Below are 18,973 nucleotides of genomic sequence, written 5' to 3' on the forward strand. Positions count from 1 at the left end.
ATATGCCAGTGAGTATTTGCCCCGGCACCCATCGATTCGCCACCAGTCAAAGGGTAGCTAAAAAAGCCCCGTCCCAAATTAACTACCCCAGGAAACGATTCACGAAAGGGGTCTCCATGGACCTTGCCGACATCCGCCAGGCCATCGATGGCATCGACACCACGCTCCTCAACAGCTTTGTCGAGCGCATGGACATTGCCACCGAGGTTGCCAAATCAAAGATCGAGATGGGCAAGGCCGTCTTTGACCCCGCCCGCGAGCGCTCCAAACTCAGCAACCTCGCCAGCCGAGCACCCGAGCGCTACGAGGCCCAGACCATTACCCTGTTCCGCCTTCTCATGAGCATGAGCAAGGCCGAGCAGCAGCGCTACATCAACGAGCTCAAGGGCATCACCGTGTCGCAAAAGGCCCATGCCACGGCAGCAGCCTTCGATACTCCCTTTCCCCAGACGGCCACCGTCGCCTGCCAGGGCGTCGAGGGCGCCTACAGCCAAATCGCCGCTTGCAAGCTCTTCGACGTGCCCGATATCGCGTTCTTTGAGACCTTTGAGGGCGTTATGCACGCCGTACGCGACGGCTTCTGCGAGTTTGGCGTGCTGCCCATCGAAAACTCAACCGCTGGCTCGGTCAACGCCGTCTACGATCTTCTCGCACAGTTCGACTTCTATATCGTGCGCTCGCTGCGCCTCAAGATCGATCACAACCTGCTCGTCAAACCCGGCACCAAGCTCGCCGACGTGCGCGAGGTCTACAGCCATGGCCAGGCCATCGCCCAGTGCGCCGGCTTTATCGAAGCCCACAGTCTGCACGCCACCAAGTACCCCAACACTGCTATGTCGGCCGAGATGGTCGCCAACTCCGAGCGCACCGATGTCGCCGCTATCGCCTCGCGCAGCTGCGCCGCGCTCTACGGTCTGGAGGTGCTGGAGCCCAACATCCAGGACTCGGACAACAACTACACGCGCTTTGTCGTCATCAGCCGCGAGCCGCGCGTCTACCCCGGCGCCAACCGCACATCGCTCATGATCACCACGGCCAATGAGCCGGGTGCCCTCTACCGCGTGCTCGAGCGCTTCTACGCGTTCAACATCAACCTCATCAAGCTTGAGAGCCGCCCCATCCCCGGGCACGACTTTGAGTTTATGTTCTACTTTGACCTGGACTGCCCCTTTGGCAGCAAGGCCCTCGACGACTTGCTCGACTCGATTGACGACGTGTGCGAGAGTTTCACCTATTTTGGCAGCTACACGGAGGTGCTCTAGATGACCGAAACCGCTGCAACCCGCCCCTACGGCGTGCTGGGCCGCGTGCTGGGCCACAGCTACACCCCGACCATCTACAAAGAGCTCGCGGGCCTGGAGTACGTGCGTTTTGAGCGCGAGCCCGAGGAGCTTGAGGCCTTTATGACGGGAGACGAATGGGAAGGCACCAACGTGACCATCCCCTACAAGCGCGCCGTCATGGAATACCTGGACGAGCTGAGCCCCCTGGCCGAGCGCATGGGTAACGTCAACACCATCACGCGCCTGCCCGACGGCCGCCTGCGCGGCGACAATACCGACTACTTTGGTTTTCAGTGTCTAGTCGAGGAGTTGGGCGTAGAGGTTGCCGGCAAGAAGGTCCTCGTGCTCGGTGCCACCGGCGGTGCCGGCACCACGGCCAGCATGGTGCTCGGTGACCTGGGCGCCGTCGTTGTGCCTGTCGGCCGCACGAGCGAGGTCAACTACGATAACATCGCACAGCAGTCCGACGCGGCGCTGCTCGTCAACTGCACGCCCGCCGGCATGTTCCCTCACTGCCCCGACGCGCCTTGCACGCTCGAAGGGCTCGATGCGCTCGAGGGCGTCATCGACATTGTCTACAATCCCGCCCGCACGGGCCTGATGCTCGAGGCCGAGCGCCGCGGCATCCCCTGCATCGGCGGCCTGCTGATGCTCGTGGCCCAAGCGGCACAGGCCGTTGAGCGCTACACCGGCCAAGTCACCCCGCGCGAGCGCATCCTGGACGTAACGGAGCGCCTGTCCCGCCGCGAGCAGAACATCGCGCTCATCGGCATGCCGGGCTCGGGCAAGACCCGCGTGGGCGAGCAGATCGCCCTGCTCACGGGCCGCGAGCACATCGACTTGGACCGCGCGCTCGAGGAGCGCCTCGGCATGCCCTGCGCCGACTTTATCGTCGAGCGCGGCGAGGCGGCATTCCGCGAGCAGGAGACGGCGGCGCTGGCCGACATCTCCAAGCGCAGCGGCCTGGTACTCTCCACCGGCGGCGGCGTGGTCACGCGTGACGAGAACTACCCGCTGCTGCACCAGAACAGCCAAATCGTGATGCTCAACCGCAAGCTCGACGAACTCGCTCATAAGGGACGCCCCATCACCGCCCGCGATGGCATCGATAAGCTCGCCGAGCAGCGCATGCCGCGCTATCGCACCTGGGCCGACTACATCATCGACTCACGCGACTGCGCCGCCAACACCGCACGCGCCCTCCTCGACACCCTCTAAAACCTGCCAAAAAGGGACAGGTTTATTTTGGCAGGTTTTATCTGGGCAAACGCCGCAGACAGCAAGTCCCGCCACCAACCAGACCACAAAGGAAGCAACCATGAAAGCACTCGTCATCAACGGCCCCAACCTCAACATGCTCGGCATTCGCGAGCCGGGCATCTACGGCAGCGATAACTACGACCGCCTGGTCCAGATCTGCCAGGAAGCAGGCGCCGCGCAGGGCTTTGACGAGGTCGAGGTCTTCCAGTCCAACCACGAGGGCAGCATCGTCGACAAGATCCAGGAGGCTTACGGCAAGGTCGACGGCATCGTCATCAACCCAGCCGCCTACACACACACCAGCGTAGCCATCCTGGACGCCCTCAAGGCCGTCGCCATCCCCGCCGTTGAGGTCCACATTAGCGCCGTCGAGACGCGCGAGGACTTCCGCCAGGTAAGCTACGCCCGCCTGGCCTGCTTCGCCACCATCACCGGCGAGGGCCTCCAGGGCTACGCTCACGCGCTGGAGCTGCTTAGGGAACGTCTGGGATAGGAAGAAGCAAACAAGGCGATTGGATCAAGTGCATCGATCTTCTGTCCGCCAAGGTAACATCCATAAGAGAAACGCGCGTCCGCAGCACACATTCTGTGGACGCGCGTTTTTTCTCGTTCGAGCCCCATCAAACGCAAACTGACAACATACCAGCTTTACAAACACCTATTTAGTATTAATATGGTAGGTATCCTATACGTTCCGGTACCTGAAAGGAACAAAGATGCCTCCAAAGACGATCCAGGTTAGCGAAAATCTGGCAAACCAAATCAAAACAAGGAGAGCAGAACTGGGCCTAAGCATCGAAGAGGCAGCTTCCAGAGCCGGTATCGGGGCAAAAACATGGGGTAAGTACGAGAGCGGCCAATCCATTCGAAGCGACAAGGCAACAGCTGTATGCAAAGTCCTTAAATGGAAAAAATTCCCCGATGATTCCGCAGCAGAGACTGTTAATGAGGACACAACAAAGGAATCGCTGGCGATCGATTCGTCTCATGCCGCCTGGTCCCAATTCTTAAAAGACGAATACGGTTATAAGGGTGCAGCGTCCTTCGCCTTTGGCACAGATATTCTGCTTGACTATATTAATCAAGATCTTGAGGACCTTTCTCATCTTCCAAAAGGGACTCATGTTGGACAACTCCCCGATAGCTGGATAATTGACTTACTTCCATCTCAATACCTGATGAAGTACGACTATGACTTTCTTTTCAGATTGCGAGCAGATCTGATTAGATATCGCCTGAGAGCAAAACACGGACATGACTTAATGGCTCACACCGTTGCACAAGAACTACTTGTAAGGCTGATCCGAGACGTGTCATTCGAACTCGTTTCCGACTGGGAATCCGATGAGACCGATCTCGATGCAAACGGCTATCCAAGAGATTTAGGTTGGGATGAATGGCCCGAAGATATCTGCGGGGACGATGATTTCAGATTCTTCATTGACGACGGCAAATGGACGGAAGAAAGTGATTCCTACTCATTCGAAAACTGGTTCGAACCCCAGTTTTATCTAAGTTACCCAGATGGAAAAGTGCGAGATCAGACGTAAAATCAAGCAATCGAGTCAAAGCCCAGCACGAATTCGCACCTCAAAACCCTTTCAAAATAGCGGGAGGCGGCTCTCAAAAAGACCGTCTCCCGCTGTCATCATGCCTTCTTGATCACATAAGCCAATCCAATATCGCAGGCGCAGCGCACGATTGATGCGAAGAGCCACGATGCCGACAGTGACATAAGCAGAGGCATGGTCTGCCAAGGAATAAACCAATCGACCGCGTGGATCGCAAAGATTGCCAGACTGGCTTGTCCGCAGAACACGAGCGCTCGCTCAAAAGCCCTCAAAACCGGCACGTCTTTCAACTTCTCCAACGCCATCGAAACCCAACAGACACAGTAGCTACCCGAAACAGCAGCAACCGTCGCAACAACAAATCCATCCACGCGGCGGCTCGAAAGCTCAAGCCCACTCAGCGCGGCAAGGACAAGCCAAGCGACACCGGCTCCAATAAACAGCAGAGGCTTGCACGCGCTCGGCTCCAGCCCCCTTTGGCGGGCCGTATTGCCAACCCACATCAGCAGCACAATATAGCAGCTCAGATCCAGATCGAGCGGCAGGTAAATACCCAAAACGCGAGAGACGCTCAAACCGCAAAAGGCAATCGCGGCACAGACAACGCCCTGCCAAACAACCCCAATCCCGCGGCGGTCAAACAACCGCACGAGCGCATTAAACAGCAGGCGCGACGTAAACAGCGCCGCTAGAAACCATGCCATGCCAACGGCAGCAACGCCAAGCCCGGGCACATCAACGCCCGAGGCAAACACAAGCGTCTCGAGCCCGCCTGCAAGTGTACCTCCCGTCAACGGAGCGTCGCTCATCAAGAACGTCGGCACCTGCCACGACAGTGCAAGAACCACATACGGCACCAGCAGGCGCGACACCGAACCACTCAGCAGCTCACGCCACGGTTTCGGCCTAAACGTATACCCGGCAAGAATAAAGAACACCGGCATGTGAAACGAGAAGATCGCGTGCCTCAAGGGAGAGGGATTTGGGACGGTGTGCCCCACAATGACCAGAATAATTGCAATCCCCTTTGCAATATCGATCCAGTCGAGCCTTTTGCTTCCCATAGCGAACCCTTCAAAACCGCAGCACACAAGACGAAAAAAGCCCAGACCACCAAGCGGCCCGGGCTCAATAAACGATGGTGCTCCATGGCGGATTCGAACCGTCGACCTTGGGATTAGAAGTCCCCTGCTCTATCCAACTGAGCTAATGGAGCAAATAACCGCATGCTCAACCAAATAAATCAGCCAAGCGGCTGTAATTATAACCTAGTTGAACTGCTCGCGGTACGCCTTGCAGACCTCATCAACCGGGCCGTCCATGCGAAGGTCACCCTTCTCAATCCAAACGGCACGCTGGCATATGCGCTCAACCTGCTCCATGGAGTGCGAAACGAACAGAACTGTCACGTCGCCGCTCTGGATAAAGTGCTGAATGCGGTCCTCGCACTTCTGCTGGAAGAACACATCACCGACGGACAGCGTCTCGTCAACGATCAGGATATCGGGCTCGGTGATCGTCGCGATTGCAAAGGCGATACGCGCCACCATGCCCGAGGAGAAGTTCTTAAGCGGCATATCGACAAAGTTCTGCAGCTCAGCGAACTCGATAATGCCGTCAAAGTTGGCGTCGATGAACTCCTTGGTATAGCCGAGCAGGGCGCCGTTCAGATAGATGTTCTCACGGGCTGTCAGCTCGGGGTCAAAGCCGGCACCAAGCTCAATCAACGGCGCGATGTTACCGTGCACCTTAACGCTGCCCTCACTGGGCTCGAGCACGCCGGCGATAATCTTGAGCATCGTGGATTTGCCGGAGCCGTTGGTGCCGACCAGACCCACAACCTCGCCACGATGAATATCAAACGAGATATGCTTAAGCGCCCGAAACTCCTCAAAGAACAGCTCGTGCTTTGCAAGCTTGATGAAGTACTCCTTGAGGTTGGTCAGCGACTCAGACGCCATGTTAAAGATCATGGTGACGTCGTCGACCTCGACAGCCAGAGGCTGCTCGCTGTAATCAACAACAGATTCAGTCATCACAGCACTCCTTAGATGTAGAGGATAAATTTGCGCTCGGACTTATGGAACACGGTGTAGCCAATAACAAGCGCAAGGGCAGCCCAAGCGACGCACATACCAAACGTCATAAGCGAGGGCGTAGTCTGGAACAGGAAGATATCGCGCATAAACTGCAGATAGTTGTACATGGGGTTCGCGTAAACCAAAATACGAACAAGATGAGGCATCTGAACGATAAAGTCGGTAGTCCAGAAGATAGGCGTGATATAGGTCCAAGCCGTGATGACAACACTCCACAGATGCATAACGTCGCGGAAAAAGACCGTAAGGGCAGAGAGCATCATGCCCAGACCCATGCAGAAGCACATAAGCAGCAGCAGGCAGACGGGCAGCAGAATGAGGTGCCAAGAAGGCATAACATGGAACCACAACATGACGATTGCGACGGCGACCAGGGAGAAGGCAAAGTTCACCAGCGAGAAAAGTACCTTCTGCACCGGGAAGACCCAGCGGTGCACTTTAACCTTCTTGAGCAGCGGAGCCGCACCTACGATGGACGTCAGTGCCTGGTTCGTGGACTCGGACATCACGGCAAAGGTAACGTTACCCACAATCAAGTACAGCGGGTACATCTCGGGCGTAATCGAGCCATTGCGGCCCTGGGCAAAAATCGTCGAGAACACGATGGCCATGACGATCATCATCAGCAACGGGTTGAGCACCGACCATGCGACGCCCAGAACGCTACGGCGATACTTGATCTTAAAATCCTTGGTAACCAGCTGACGAAGGATAAACGCATCCTTCTCAAATTCGTTCTTAGCAAACGTCGCAGGCAGACTGCGAGTTTCTTGTTGCTTTGTCTGATCCGACACGGATGCAACTCCCTTACTCGTAATCGTTGACAAATGAACAGTATAGACCCGACGGCCATGCAAAGGATTCGCGCAGCAAAACTGGAGAACTAACCCACATCTAAGGATGTCAGACGCAAAAGGCTATACTTTCTAGGATTGAATGTATAAGGAGCATTGAGTGAATTCTGAATCCATCGCCGTCATCATCCCTTGCTACAACGAAGCGCTCACGATCGGTAAGGTCATCGACGACTTTCACCGCGAGCTTCCGCAGGCGACGGTCTATGTTTATGACAACAACTCGTCGGACGATACCTCACGCATCGCCACCGAGCACGGCGCCACGGTCCGCTTTGAGCCGCGTCAGGGAAAAGGCAACGTCTGCCGTCAGATGTTTCGCGATATCGATGCCGATTGTTACCTGATGGTCGACGGGGACGACACCTACCCCGCCGAGGCGGCTAAGGCCCTCTGCGAGCCCATCCTTAACGGCACGGCCGACATGACCGTAGGCGACCGCCTTTCCAACGGTACCTATGCCGAGGAAAACAAGCGCGCCTTCCATGGTTTTGGCAACAACCTAGTTCGCGCCATGATCAAGTGGATCTATGGTTACAGCTTTGACGACGTTATGACGGGCTATCGCGCAATGAGCCGTCCCTTTGTTAAAACGTTCCCCGTGCTTTCCGAGGGATTTCAAATCGAAACCGAACTCTCGATCCACGCTGTCGACCACCGCTGGCGCATCAAAGATGTGCCCATCGAGTACCGCGACCGTCCGGAAGGCTCCGAATCCAAGCTCAACACCGTCAGCGATGGCATTAAAGTCGTCGCGATGATCGGTACGCTGTTCAAGGACTACCGCCCGCTGAAGTTCTTCAGCCTCGTCGCGCTTCTATTCGCGATTATCGGCCTGGCTTTGGGCATTCCTATCTTTGTTGAGTACTTTCAGACCGGTCTAGTCCCGCGCTTCCCCACTGCCATGCTTGCTGCATCGTTTATGTTCCTCTGTGGTCTGAGCCTTGCAACCGGATTCATCCTGGATTCTGTAGCAAAGGTCGAAAAAAAGCAGTGGGAGGTCAACGTGTACAGCAAGTACGCCTACGACGACCAGCCCGGCCACCCTACTTCCAAGTCAAGCGAGAGGTAAACCACCATGCCGCTCATCTCCATCGTCGTGCCGTGCTACAACGAGCAGGAATCACTTCCGATCTTTCTTAAAGAGCTCGATGGCGTCGTTCGCATCATGACCCAGCAAGACCCCGGCATCTCCTTTGAAGCCGTCCTCATCGACGATGGCTCGGCAGACAAAACGCTCGCCGTCATGAAAGCAGAAGCCGCGGCGGCGCATCCATACGCCATCCGCTGGCACTCTTTCTCGCGCAACTTTGGCAAGGAGGCGGCACTACTCGCCGGACTCCAGCACGCAAAGGGCGACTATGTCGCCACCATGGATGCCGACATGCAGGACCCGCCCTCGCTTCTGCCGCAGATGTACGAGATCCTGCAGACCGAAAACTACGATAACGTCGCCACACGCAGGACCACCCGCGAAGGCGAGCCTCCCATCAGGTCGTTCTGCGCCCGTATGTTCTACAAGATCATCAACCGCATTTCCAAGGCCGACATCGTCGACGGAGCACGTGATTTTAGGCTCATGAAGCGACCTATGGTCAACGCCATCATCTCCATGGGCGAATACAACCGATTCTCCAAGGGCATTTACGGCTGGGTCGGCTTCAAGACCAAATGGCTCCCCTACGTAAACGTCAACCGCGTGGCCGGCGAGACCAAATGGAGCTTTTGGTCGCTGCTCCTCTATTCCATCGACGGCATCGTCGCGTTTTCCACGGCGCCGCTCTCCCTCGCCGCCCTCACGGGTATCGTCTTCTGTCTCATCGCCATCCTGGGATTTATCGTCATCCTCGTCAAAACGCTTGTTTGGGGCGACCCCGTAGGCGGATGGCCCTCCCTTGCCTGCCTCATTACGCTGTTTGGCGGCATGCAGCTCCTATGCCTAGGAATCATCGGTGAATACTTGGCAAAAGCCTACTTGGAAACCAAGCGACGTCCCATCTATATCATTCGAGAGTCCAACGAGGAATCTGATGACACGGCCCAATAACAGCACGCTCAAGAATGTGGCGTTCTACGCCGCCTGCTTCACGTTTTCCGTCGCACTCTTTGTCGCAATTGCAGCGGCGGGGCATGTCTACCCCTTTGGCGACAACTCGTTTCTCACCAACGATCTCAAATACCAATACATCGACTTCTTCGCGTGGTTTCGCCGCGTCCTTTTAGGCGAGGCAAACCTTCGCTATTCCTTCTCACAGGGACTCGGCATGAACACATGGGGGCTCTATAGCTACTACCTCGCCAGCCCCTTCAACCTGCTCTGCGTGCTGTTTCCCGCAGACAAGCTGACGCTCTTTGTGTTTATCATCAGCGCGCTAAAGCTTGGCTGCATTCACATCAGCAGCGCTTGGTATGTGCAAAAGCGCTTTGACCTGTCCAAGCCCGCAGCATTCCTGCTTTCCCTCTCATTTACGTTTTGCAGTTGGACCATAAGTAATTTGTGCAATCCGCTCTGGATTGATTGCCTTATCCTGCTACCCATCTGCGCCTTCGGATGCTACGAGCTCATTCGCGAACAAAAAATGATACGCCTCGTTATTGCGATTGCTCTCAATGTCATGTTCTGTTGGTATACGGCCTATATCAACATCCTATTCCTCTGCATCTTCGTATTGGTTGAGTTTGTCGATTACGTCGCTGCAGAAGGATTTAGCTGGATGCTCACGCTCGACCGGGCCCTACGATTTGCAGGGGCTATGATGCTTGGGCTGCTCCTGTCCGCCTGGACCTTTTTGCCGACCATCCTTGCCATGGCAAAAGGCGGCCCCGTGCTGGCACTTGGCCCTTTGCTTAAAACAGGCCTCAAATCGCTCATCAGGGGCTTCATCCCCGGCATGTGGGTGAATAACGGGAATACGCCGCAGTTCTATTGCGGCGTCATCATGATGTTACTTGCAATAAGCCTACTGTTTAACCGCAAGGTTTCGGCCAAGATACGCATCGCAACGTTCGTCGTCACAGCCGTCCTGATCGCTAGCTCCGTTTTGAGCCCGCTCGAGTACATCTGGTGCGGCATGCGCGTTCCCAACGGGTTCTATTCGCGCACGGCCTTTTTGCTGGGCTTCTTTACGATGTGGGCCGCAGGATACGCGCTGCAGAAGCTCAAAGAACGGCCAGCATTACGTCGAGCCCATCGGCCGGCCATCGTCATGCCACTCCTGGCACTCACGGCAATTGAACTATTTGCAAACGCCCATGTCATGTGGAATCAGCTGTACACAGGCTATTCCGAAGAAACCAACAGCGCCTATGTCGCCACCGCAACCGACACGATCACAACCATTCAAGCCCAAGATCCTGCGTCATTCTACCGTATCGATCGAACGACCACGCGCGCCGATAGCGCTGCCCTCAACGAGGGCTTAGCGCTTGGGTACAACCAGCTGTCGTCCTACTCATCCGCAAATAACCCGCAGGCCATCGCACTGCTCAACTCCCTTGGATACAGCAGCGTCGGCGAATTCTCGACCCGTTATGCCGAGCCCATTCTCGCCGTCGATGCCCTACTGGGAGTCAAGTATGCCACTCCTGAAAACGCGCCTGCGGAATACGTTTTAGCCAAGACGAATCAGGCCGACTCCACAAGCGCGGTGTACGAGAACCCCTATGCGCTCAGCATTGGCATCGCAGCCTCAAGCGATATCAAAAACAGCACGCTGAAGAGCGAAAACCCTTTCGAAAAGCAGAACGACCTCTACAGCAAAATCCTAGGCCGCGAGGTCGAGCTCTATACCAAGATCGAGGCCACGAGCACGGAGAATAGCGATAGCTTAAAGCAATGGAGCGTCACTGTACCGGCAAGCTCCATCGGGTATCTCTACATCAACAAAGATGCGACCGTCGGCAGTTATTGGCCCGTCACCCTTACCATCGACCAGCGAACGATCGAAAACGAGGCCTGGAGATTCGACAATAATATCCGCCAGATTGCAGATGCATCGGACGCCCCGAGCCAGCATACGGTGTCAATCGGAGTCGCAGAGGGCTATACAGACATGCCCCAAGACAATGAGCCGGTCTTTTACGCCCTCAATCTGGACGTTTTTGAGCAGATTATTAACGAGCTTAGGACGAGCGAGTTTATTCCGACGGTTTTTGAAGACGGAAGGATCGAAGGCGAGTATACCGCCGAGGATGACGGCAAATTGCTGTTGAGCGTTCCGTATGATGAGGGCTGGACGGCAACGATTAACGGAGCCGCCGCAGAGCTGGCGCCCGCCGCCGACAAGGGCATGTCATGCCTGAGCGTGCGGAAAGGCGCAAACAAGATCGCGATGAGCTATAGAACCCCTGGTGCATTTGCGGGGATTGCGGTGAGTTTGGCGACCGCCGTTGCCCTTGTTGCAGCGGGGCTATCCTCCACACATAAGAAAAGCCGCCGTTAACAAGCGGCGGCTTTTGCTCTCGCAAATTAAATAGAGACTAGAGCGTCTTGAGGTACTCCCCCAGCTCCTCCTCCCAGTCGGGCATGTGGAAGCCGACCGACTCGAGCTTGGACAGGTCGAGCGCGGAGTGGACCGGGCGCGGGGCTACGGGGCCGGCGGCGGTCGCGTAGTAGTCGGCGGTGCTGACGGGGACCACTTTGTCGCCGTTGCCGTTGGCGGCCTCGAAGACGGCGCGGGCGATGTCGGCCCAGGACCTGACCGCACCCGAGCCGGTGCAGTTATAGGTGCCGTAGGGGGCGTGCGAGCCCAGCACGTGGAAGATGGCCTCGGCCATGTCGCGCGTGAAGGTCAGGCGTCCCAGCTGGTCGTCCACGACAGTGACCTGCGTGAGCCCGTCCTCGGGGTCGGCGACGCGGTCGGACAGGCACTTCATCGTCTTGACGAAGTTGTGCCCCTCGCCGATGACCCAGCTGGAGCGCATGATGTAGTGGCGCGGGCACCCGGCCACGGCGATGTCGCCGGAGGCCTTGGTCTGGCCGTAGACGGAAAGCGGGCTGAGGGGCTCGTCCTCGTCATGCACCTCGGCCGTGCCGTCGAAGACGTAGTCGGAGGAAACGTGGACGAGGGTGATCCCGTGCTCGGCGCAGGTGCGGGCGAGAAGGGCGGGGCCCGTCGCGTTCGCCTTCCAGGCGGTCACGCGGCCCTCGGGAGTCTCGGCCCTGTCGACCGCCGTGTAGGCGCCGCAGTTGATCACGGTGCCGTAGAGCGACCAGTCGTACTGATCGTAGGCCTCCGGGTCGGACATATCGAAGGTGTCGATGTCGCAGAAGTCGAAGTCCTTCGCGACGCCGCGCTCCTCGGCCAGCGCGCGCACGGCATGGCCCAGTTGCCCGTTGCAGCCGGTGACGAGGGTGCGCTTGGGCGCCATGGGGACGACGTCCTTGAGCATCGGGTGGTTGAGGTCGGCCTCGGATACGGTGGCCTCATCGAGCGGGATCGGCCACTCGATGGCAAGCTCGGGGTCGGCGAGGTTCACGAAGGTGTAGGTCCTCTTGAGCTCCAGCGACCAGTGGGCGTCCACCAGGTAGGTGTAGGCGGTGCCGTCCTCCAGGGCCTGGAAGGAGTTGCCCACGCCGCGCGGGACGTAGATGGCCCTGCTCGGGTCGAGCGTGCAGGTGAACACCTTGCCGTAGGTGGCGCTGCCCTCGCGCAGGTCCACCCACGCGCCGAAGACCGAGCCGCGGGCGACGGAGATGAACTTGTCCCAGGGCTCGGCGTGGATGCCGCGGGTGACGCCGCGGCTGTCGTTGTAGGAGACGTTGTTCTGGACGACCCTGAGGTCGGGGATGCCCAGGGCGGTCATCTTGGCGCGCTGCCAGTTCTCCTTGAACCAGCCGCGCGAGTCGCCGTGGACGGCGAGGTCGACGACCTTGAGGCCCCCGATGCCGGTCTCGGCGACGGCGAGGTCCTTCTCGAATGCGATGTCTGCCATGTGGGAAAAGCTCCTATCGACGATACGGTGGTTGCGGGCGCCCCGGGCGGGCCGCAGGATAATCCCCATGCCCTGCGGTCCGCCCGGGGCGCCCCGTAAGGGCGCCCGGGCGGCCTACTGGCCCTGGGCCCTATACCTGGCCTCGGTGGCCTCCTTGGCCGGGCGCCACCAGGACTCGTTGGCCACGTACCATTCGATGGTGGCCTTCAGCCCCTCGGCGAAGTCGGTGTGCGCCGGCCTCCAGCCGAGCTCGCGCTGGAGCTTCGTGCTGTCGATGGCGTAGCGGCGGTCGTGGCCGGGGCGGTCTGCGACCCAGTCGAAGTCCTCGGGGTCGCGACCCATGGCCTCGAGGATCATGCGCAGGACGGTGATGTTGTTCTTCTCGCCATTTGCGCCGATGAGGTAGGTCTCCCCCATGCGGCCCTTCGTGAGGATGTCCCAGACGGCCGAGGAGTGGTCCTCGGTGTGGATCCAGTCGCGGACGTTCTCGCCGCGGCCGTAGAGCTTGGGGCGAACGCCGTCGATGATGTTGGTGATCTGGCGCGGGATGAACTTCTCCACGTGCTGGTAGGGGCCGTAGTTGTTGGAGCAGTTGGAGATCGTGGTGCGCAGGCCGTAGGTGCGGGTCCAGGCGCGGACCAGCATGTCGGAGCTGGCCTTGGTGCTCGAGTACGGCGAGGACGGGTGATACGGCGTCTCCTCGGTGAACTTGGCGGGGTCGTCGAGCGCCAGGTCGCCATAGACCTCGTCGGTGGACACGTGGTGGTAACGGACGCCGTACTTGCGGACGGCCTCCAGCAGGCGGAAGGTGCCCTCGACGTTGGTGCGCAGGAAGGGCTCCGGGTCGGCGATGGAGTTGTCGTTGTGGCTCTCGGCGGCGTAGTGCACGATCGCGTCGTGACCGGGGACGATCTTATCCAGCAGTGCGGCATCACAGATGTCGCCCACGACGAGCTCCACGCGGTCGGAGGGCAGCCCTGCGATGTTCTCGGGGTTGCCGGCGTAGGTCAGCTTGTCCAGGACGGTAACGTGCACCCCGGGGTGGTTGTTGACCACGTAGTGCACGAAGTTGCTGCCGATGAAGCCGCAGCCGCCCGTGACGATGATGTTCTTGGGTTCGAAGTTCTCGGACAAGGTGGTACTCCCCTATTCCTGGTGTTCCTAGTAGTCGATGTTCCTGGAGTTGATGGCGCCGGCGGCGACCTGCTTCAGGTGCCCGCCGTAGACGGACTTGCCGTAGGCCTCGGCGGCCGCCTCGAGGGCGGGCGTGTCGATCCAGCCGTTCTCCCAGGCGATCTCCTCGGGCACGGACACGGGCAGGTCCTGGGCGCGCTCCACCGAGCGCACGAACTCGGAGGCCTCGTAGAGGGACTCCATGGTGCCGGTGTCCAGCCAGGCGTAGCCGCGGCCGAGGGTCACCACGGAGAGTGACCCGTCGTCCAGGTACATCTGGTTGAGGGTGGTGATCTCCAGCTCGCCGCGGGCACTCGGCTCCACCTTCTTGGCCATCTCGGTCACGCGGCCGTCGTAGAAGTACAGGCCCGTGACGGCGTAGGAGCTCTTGGGGTGGGCGGGCTTCTCCTCGATGGAGACGGCGTTGAAATCCTTATCGAACTCCACGACGCCGAAGCGCTCGGGGTCGTCCACGTGGTAGCCGAAGACGGTGGCGCCGCCCTCGCGCTCGGCGGCCTCGACGGCGCGCTTGAGGTGGCGCGACAGGCCGTTGCCGTAGAAGATGTTGTCGCCCAGAACGAGCGCGCAGGGCTCGCCGGCGATGAACTCCTCGCCGATGATGAAGGCCTGCGCCAGGCCGTCCGGAGAGGGCTGCTCGGCGTAGGAGAGGTTCACGCCGAAGCGGGAGCCGTCGCCCAGCAGACGCTGGAAGTTGGGCAGGTCGGCAGGGGTGGAGATGACCAGGATGTCCCGGATGCCCGCCAGCATGAGGGTGGACAGCGGGTAGTAGATCATGGGCTTGTCGTAGACCGGCAGCAGCTGCTTGGAGGTCACGAGCGTGAGCGGGTACAGGCGGGTGCCGGACCCGCCGGCGAGGATGATGCCTTTCATAATAATCCTCTCGATTGACAATCGTTGAGCAAAAGCCGCCGATTACTGAAGCACAGTTAATTAAATTATACGCACCGGCAGCAACCTCCCCGTCTTCTTATTAAATCTGACAGCAGAAACACGCAACTCTTTCTGCATTTCTAGCGAGGCAACAAATGAAAAAGTACAATGAGCAGTGTCCAACAAACGAAAGGCAAACAATGCGAGTCGAAACAACCGGAGTATGCAGAGGAAACTGGAAAATCTACCAGCAGCTTAAGATTGAAGGCATCCATAAAGGCTCCAGCGTAACAGCCCAGGCGGCTACAGAAGATAACCGCTGTTCACCTTTATCCCTCCTAAAATTCCGAGACAATAGCTGCGAATCAAACTCATACGTCCTTGTAGTCCCCGATCCCGATGCTCGCACTATCAATATTGAGTTTAGTGAAATCGGCCAAGACGGTTACACCCTGAGCAGCGACTCTCTTTCGCTCAATTGCAAGAATACCAAATGGGAGTCTCGCCTTAACTACAAAATTAAACCTGACATGTGTAGCAAGCTCCGAAACTACGATGACGTTTCAGAGTTTGACATGGCAACGATTGATTTCTGGCAGTGCATCGAAGATTCAAGCGACTATATCCTTAGGTGCACGGTGAGGACGCCGTATCGTAGCGACTCCAAAATCAAACTTCGTTGCCTCGATCGAGCGCTCAATGAAGTTGATTTGAGCATCGTCAATTTCGGTTCGAATGTAACAAGCGTTGGATTTACGTCCGAGAAAAAGCAACTTGAAACGCAGCTCTCGATTCGCATGCCAAAAACGTTCGATCGTTACTACTTTATTATTGACGATCAAAATCACCCATCATTCAGCGCATTTGACTGCTTAACGCCCGATAAATTAGGCTTGCTTCTTGAGGAGACCAACTTTCTCTTTACCCATGCGCAGTTCGACCCTGAATACCCAGAATGGTTCACGGAACATAAGGCGACTATCGGCGCTCTGGAGAAGCAGAGAAAAATCATCTTCAACAGCGCTCCGAAGTTCAGCATCATTGTCCCTCTTTACAACACACCCATTTCGTTCTTTAACGATATGGCCGAATCCGTAAAAAACCAGTCTTATGCAAACTGGGAGCTCATCCTAGTTAATGCAAGTCCTGACAATCAGGAACTAAAGGCACGTGTTGAGCAGGAGACGGCCCACGACAACAGAATTAAATCAATTAACCTTACCGAGAATAAGGGCATTTCCGAAAATACAAACACCGGCGTTGCCATCGCTTCGGGTGATTTCGTTAGCTTCTTTGACCATGACGATATTCTTGAACCGGACTTGTTGTTCTCATATGCCGAGGCAATTGAAAACGATGATAACGTCGATCTTCTTTATTGCGACGAAGACAAACTCATGCCCGATGGGAAACTAGCGCAGCCGTTCTTTAAACCGGATTTCAATATCGATCTGCTCAGAAATAACAACTATATCTGCCACATGCTTACCATCCGTAAGTCCCTGCTTGACACTCTAGAACCGAACACGAAGGAGTTCGATGGAGCTCAGGATCACAATCTGACTCTCCGTGCCGTGGAAAAGGCAAGGAAGGTTCATCATGTTGCAAAGGTCCTATATCACTGGCGCCTAAGCGAGACCTCCACCGCAGCAAATGCGGATAGCAAACCGTATGCCACCATCGCGGGCATCAAAGCGGTCCAGAGTCATTTGGACAGGCTTGGGCTCAATGCGAAGGTCGAACAAGCGCGTCGTCCCTTTACATATAAAGTAACCTACGCTGTGCCAGATTCCCATCCACTCGTGTCAATTATCATTCCAACCAAAGACCACGCCGACATTCTGGATAACTGCATTACGTCAATTGTTGAGAAATCAACGTACGACAATTACGAGCTTGTCATAATCGAAAACAACAGCACAGATGAGGCAACGTTCAGTTATTACGATAAGCTGCAAGCAAAATATCCTAATATCGTTCGTCTTGTAACTTGGGAGCACGAATTCAATTTCTCCAAGCTCATGAACTTTGGCGTTGCTCACGCCAAGGGCAACTATCTCCTGCTGTTGAATAACGATACTGAGGTAATTACGCCCAATTGGATTGAGACCATGCTTGGCATCTGCGCACGTGAGGATGTTGGCGCAGTTGGTGCAAAACTCTACTATCCCGACAACACCATTCAACACGCGGGCGTATGCGTCACGGGCATCGTAGCAGGACATCTATGCCAAAGCATGCCTAAAAACAACTGGGGCTACTTTGCGCTCAACGACGCGCAACAAGATCTCAGCGCCGTCACAGCAGCTTGCATAATGACCAAGCGTAGTGAATATGAGAAAGTCGGAGGCTTCACCGAGGAGCTTCAAGTTGCATTTAATGATATTGACTTTTGCCTAAAGCTTCGGGAGATTAACGACTTGATCGTGTACACACCCGAAGTTGAACTCTACCACTATGAGTCGATTTCTAGAGGCATTGAAAACAACTCTGAGAAACGAATTCGCTTCCACAAAGAGATCGCGTACATGAATTATCACTGGGCGAAATACTACGTTGAAGGTGATCCATATATGAACCCGAATTTCGCCGCAGGAGAACCCGAACATCGCTATTATCACTTATAAAAAATATAGATGGGGTTAAATCAAATAAAAGGGTCTGCCGATTCAATCGGCAGACCCTTTTATTTGGCGGCCTATAGGACAAAATGTGTGTCCCGATAGAACGTCCGTTTCCATCCATTAATCCAGCCAGAACGGGTACGGGTCCCTGTGGTGGAGGTCCTCCCACACGGCCCTGTCGCCCCATTCCGGCCCTCCGTCCTCGCGCGACGGCGAGGCGGAGTAGACGCTGAACAGGAAGTCGATGTCCGCGTCGGTCGGCATCGTGGCGAGCTTCTCGCGCGCCGTCCTCGCGTCCCCCGAGTGCGCGTGGCACCACCAGAACACCGCCTTCACGCGCTTGAACGACGTCAGCCCCCGGTGGTTGCGCAGGACGGCCCTCAGCTGCGAGTTCACCCCTCCCTCGATCATGTTGTTGGTCGACAGCAGCGGGCCGGCCTTGGCCAGGGCGGGGTCGAGGTAGGTGAACAGCGTCCCCGCCGACACCAGCGACGACAGCGACGAGCGCGCCCGCCTCAGCCTCTCGTGGGTGCAGACCCTCCTGCCGTCCACCACGGTCCTGTCCTCCAGGAAGTCGGCCCAGAACCCGCACCAGTCGAGGTAGCGCTCGACCCAGAGCTCGGCCTGGTGCAGCGTCTCGATTCCCATGAGGTCGCGCGCGATGAGGTAGAGCTCGCGCCCCGCCTGGAGCTTCGGCCGCGTCGTCGTGTAGCGCTTGACCTGCGAGAAGGCGTGGAAGGTGCATCTCTGGACCCTGGTGCGCGGCCAGGTCTCGCGCACGGCCTTGGCGAACCCGCTCCCGCCGTCGGTGACGACCACCTCGGGCGCCGGGATCGGCGCCATGAGGGCCGACCACGCCCTCGAGTTCTCCGACCTTGCCATGTACCAGGAGACCACCCTCTCGCCGCTGCAGCATATGAGCACCACGAGGTCGCGCGCGACCCAGATCCCGTCGACGTAGAGCACGCGGTGCAGCTCGCCGTCGGGGACGGGCATGGGCCAGACCTCCCAGAACTCGGCCGTCCTGCGCCTGAAGGACCGCCCGCCGCCCGGCATCGCCGCCTGGGAGTCCTTGGAGAGGAGCCACCCGAGGAACTCGTCCAGCCTCGTCGCCGTGTCGTCGTACCTCACCGTCGTCGACGCGCCGCAGGCCGTGCACCTCCACCGCTGGGACGGTAGTGTTGAGAAAGTTGGTGTAGTGCCCGATCCGAAGCGAGTCGGCCCGGCGTCCCAGAATCTGGAATACGGTTGATATCCTATGCCGCCTCGACCCTGTCCGCAAGC

The 18,973-nt window shown here is 57.5% G+C and carries 15 protein-coding genes and 1 tRNA gene; 8 read left to right on the top strand and 8 right to left on the bottom strand.

Going from position 1 to position 18,973, the window contains the following annotated elements:
• The first annotated feature begins 116 nt into the window (after nucleotides 1-116).
• The 4 genes from pheA to ACTQ48_RS07250 all read left to right on the top strand — a co-directional run bounded on the left by pheA (nucleotide 117) and on the right by ACTQ48_RS07250 (nucleotide 4,093).
• Nucleotides 117-1,262 carry a prephenate dehydratase gene (pheA, locus tag ACTQ48_RS07235; RefSeq protein WP_441570474.1) on the top strand — a complete coding sequence of 382 codons (1,146 nt, stop codon included), beginning with the start codon at nucleotides 117-119 and terminating at the stop codon, nucleotides 1,260-1,262.
• Nucleotides 1,263-2,501 (top strand): shikimate kinase, encoded by a 1,239-nt coding sequence (locus ACTQ48_RS07240; RefSeq protein WP_441570475.1) that lies wholly within the window; start codon nucleotides 1,263-1,265, stop codon nucleotides 2,499-2,501.
• A gap of 100 nt (nucleotides 2,502-2,601) precedes the next feature.
• Nucleotides 2,602-3,036: a type II 3-dehydroquinate dehydratase gene (gene aroQ / locus ACTQ48_RS07245; RefSeq protein WP_441016816.1), complete on the top strand. Its 435-nt coding sequence runs from the start codon at nucleotides 2,602-2,604 to the stop codon at nucleotides 3,034-3,036.
• Between the two features lie 223 nt (nucleotides 3,037-3,259).
• On the top strand, nucleotides 3,260-4,093 hold the full coding sequence (locus ACTQ48_RS07250) for a helix-turn-helix domain-containing protein (RefSeq protein ID WP_441570476.1): 834 nt from the start codon (nucleotides 3,260-3,262) through the stop codon (nucleotides 4,091-4,093).
• A gap of 98 nt (nucleotides 4,094-4,191) precedes the next feature.
• Here ACTQ48_RS07250 and ACTQ48_RS07255 read toward each other — a convergent pair whose 3' ends face one another.
• From ACTQ48_RS07255 to ACTQ48_RS07270, 4 genes are all read right to left on the bottom strand, one after another.
• A complete protein-coding gene (locus ACTQ48_RS07255; protein ID WP_441570477.1) occupies nucleotides 4,192-5,178 on the bottom strand; it encodes an acyltransferase family protein in 987 nt (328 codons plus the stop codon).
• A 75-nt stretch (nucleotides 5,179-5,253) separates the two neighbouring features.
• Nucleotides 5,254-5,330 (bottom strand) — tRNA-Arg (locus ACTQ48_RS07260).
• A 52-nt stretch (nucleotides 5,331-5,382) separates the two neighbouring features.
• Nucleotides 5,383-6,150, bottom strand: coding sequence for an ABC transporter ATP-binding protein (locus tag ACTQ48_RS07265; protein WP_022094777.1), 768 nt, complete (start codon nucleotides 6,148-6,150; stop codon nucleotides 5,383-5,385).
• A gap of 11 nt (nucleotides 6,151-6,161) precedes the next feature.
• Complete coding sequence (locus tag ACTQ48_RS07270; protein ID WP_441570478.1) at nucleotides 6,162-7,007, bottom strand: ABC transporter permease; 846 nt, start codon at nucleotides 7,005-7,007, stop codon at nucleotides 6,162-6,164.
• A 160-nt stretch (nucleotides 7,008-7,167) separates the two neighbouring features.
• Here ACTQ48_RS07270 and ACTQ48_RS07275 point away from each other — a divergent pair, with 160 nt between their 5' ends.
• The 3 genes from ACTQ48_RS07275 to ACTQ48_RS07285 are packed head-to-tail and all read left to right on the top strand — an operon-like array spanning nucleotide 7,168 to nucleotide 11,509.
• Nucleotides 7,168-8,139, top strand: a complete 972-nt coding sequence (locus ACTQ48_RS07275) for a glycosyltransferase family 2 protein (protein WP_441536979.1) — start codon at nucleotides 7,168-7,170, stop codon at nucleotides 8,137-8,139.
• Nucleotides 8,140-8,145: 6 nt separating this feature from the next.
• A complete protein-coding gene (locus ACTQ48_RS07280; protein ID WP_441041625.1) occupies nucleotides 8,146-9,114 on the top strand; it encodes a glycosyltransferase family 2 protein in 969 nt (322 codons plus the stop codon).
• Nucleotides 9,098-11,509: a YfhO family protein gene (locus ACTQ48_RS07285; protein ID WP_441570479.1), complete on the top strand. Its 2,412-nt coding sequence runs from the start codon at nucleotides 9,098-9,100 to the stop codon at nucleotides 11,507-11,509. The genes ACTQ48_RS07280 and ACTQ48_RS07285 overlap by 17 nt, the downstream gene beginning before the upstream one ends.
• Nucleotides 11,510-11,546: 37 nt before the next feature.
• Here ACTQ48_RS07285 and ACTQ48_RS07290 read toward each other — a convergent pair whose 3' ends face one another.
• The 3 genes from ACTQ48_RS07290 to rfbA form a co-directional block, all read right to left on the bottom strand.
• Nucleotides 11,547-13,001, bottom strand: coding sequence for a sugar nucleotide-binding protein (locus ACTQ48_RS07290; protein WP_441570480.1), 1,455 nt, complete (start codon nucleotides 12,999-13,001; stop codon nucleotides 11,547-11,549).
• Between the two features lie 114 nt (nucleotides 13,002-13,115).
• Nucleotides 13,116-14,135, bottom strand: a complete 1,020-nt coding sequence (gene rfbB / locus ACTQ48_RS07295; protein ID WP_441570481.1) for a dTDP-glucose 4,6-dehydratase — start codon at nucleotides 14,133-14,135, stop codon at nucleotides 13,116-13,118.
• A gap of 27 nt (nucleotides 14,136-14,162) precedes the next feature.
• Nucleotides 14,163-15,065 (bottom strand): glucose-1-phosphate thymidylyltransferase RfbA, encoded by a 903-nt coding sequence (rfbA, locus tag ACTQ48_RS07300; protein ID WP_441055589.1) that lies wholly within the window; start codon nucleotides 15,063-15,065, stop codon nucleotides 14,163-14,165.
• Nucleotides 15,066-15,220: 155 nt separating this feature from the next.
• Between rfbA and ACTQ48_RS07305 the strand changes: the two genes are divergently transcribed.
• On the top strand, nucleotides 15,221-17,692 hold the full coding sequence (locus ACTQ48_RS07305) for a glycosyltransferase family 2 protein (protein ID WP_441570482.1): 2,472 nt from the start codon (nucleotides 15,221-15,223) through the stop codon (nucleotides 17,690-17,692).
• Between the two features lie 117 nt (nucleotides 17,693-17,809).
• On the opposite strand, the gene ACTQ48_RS07310 is transcribed toward ACTQ48_RS07305, so the two are convergent.
• Nucleotides 17,810-18,949, bottom strand: a complete 1,140-nt coding sequence (locus tag ACTQ48_RS07310; protein WP_441570484.1) for an IS1249 family transposase — start codon at nucleotides 18,947-18,949, stop codon at nucleotides 17,810-17,812.
• Nucleotides 18,950-18,973 lie beyond the last annotated feature (24 nt).

This window comes from Collinsella sp. Sow4_E3, from assembly GCF_052116285.1.
Lineage (GTDB): Bacteria > Actinomycetota > Coriobacteriia > Coriobacteriales > Coriobacteriaceae > Collinsella.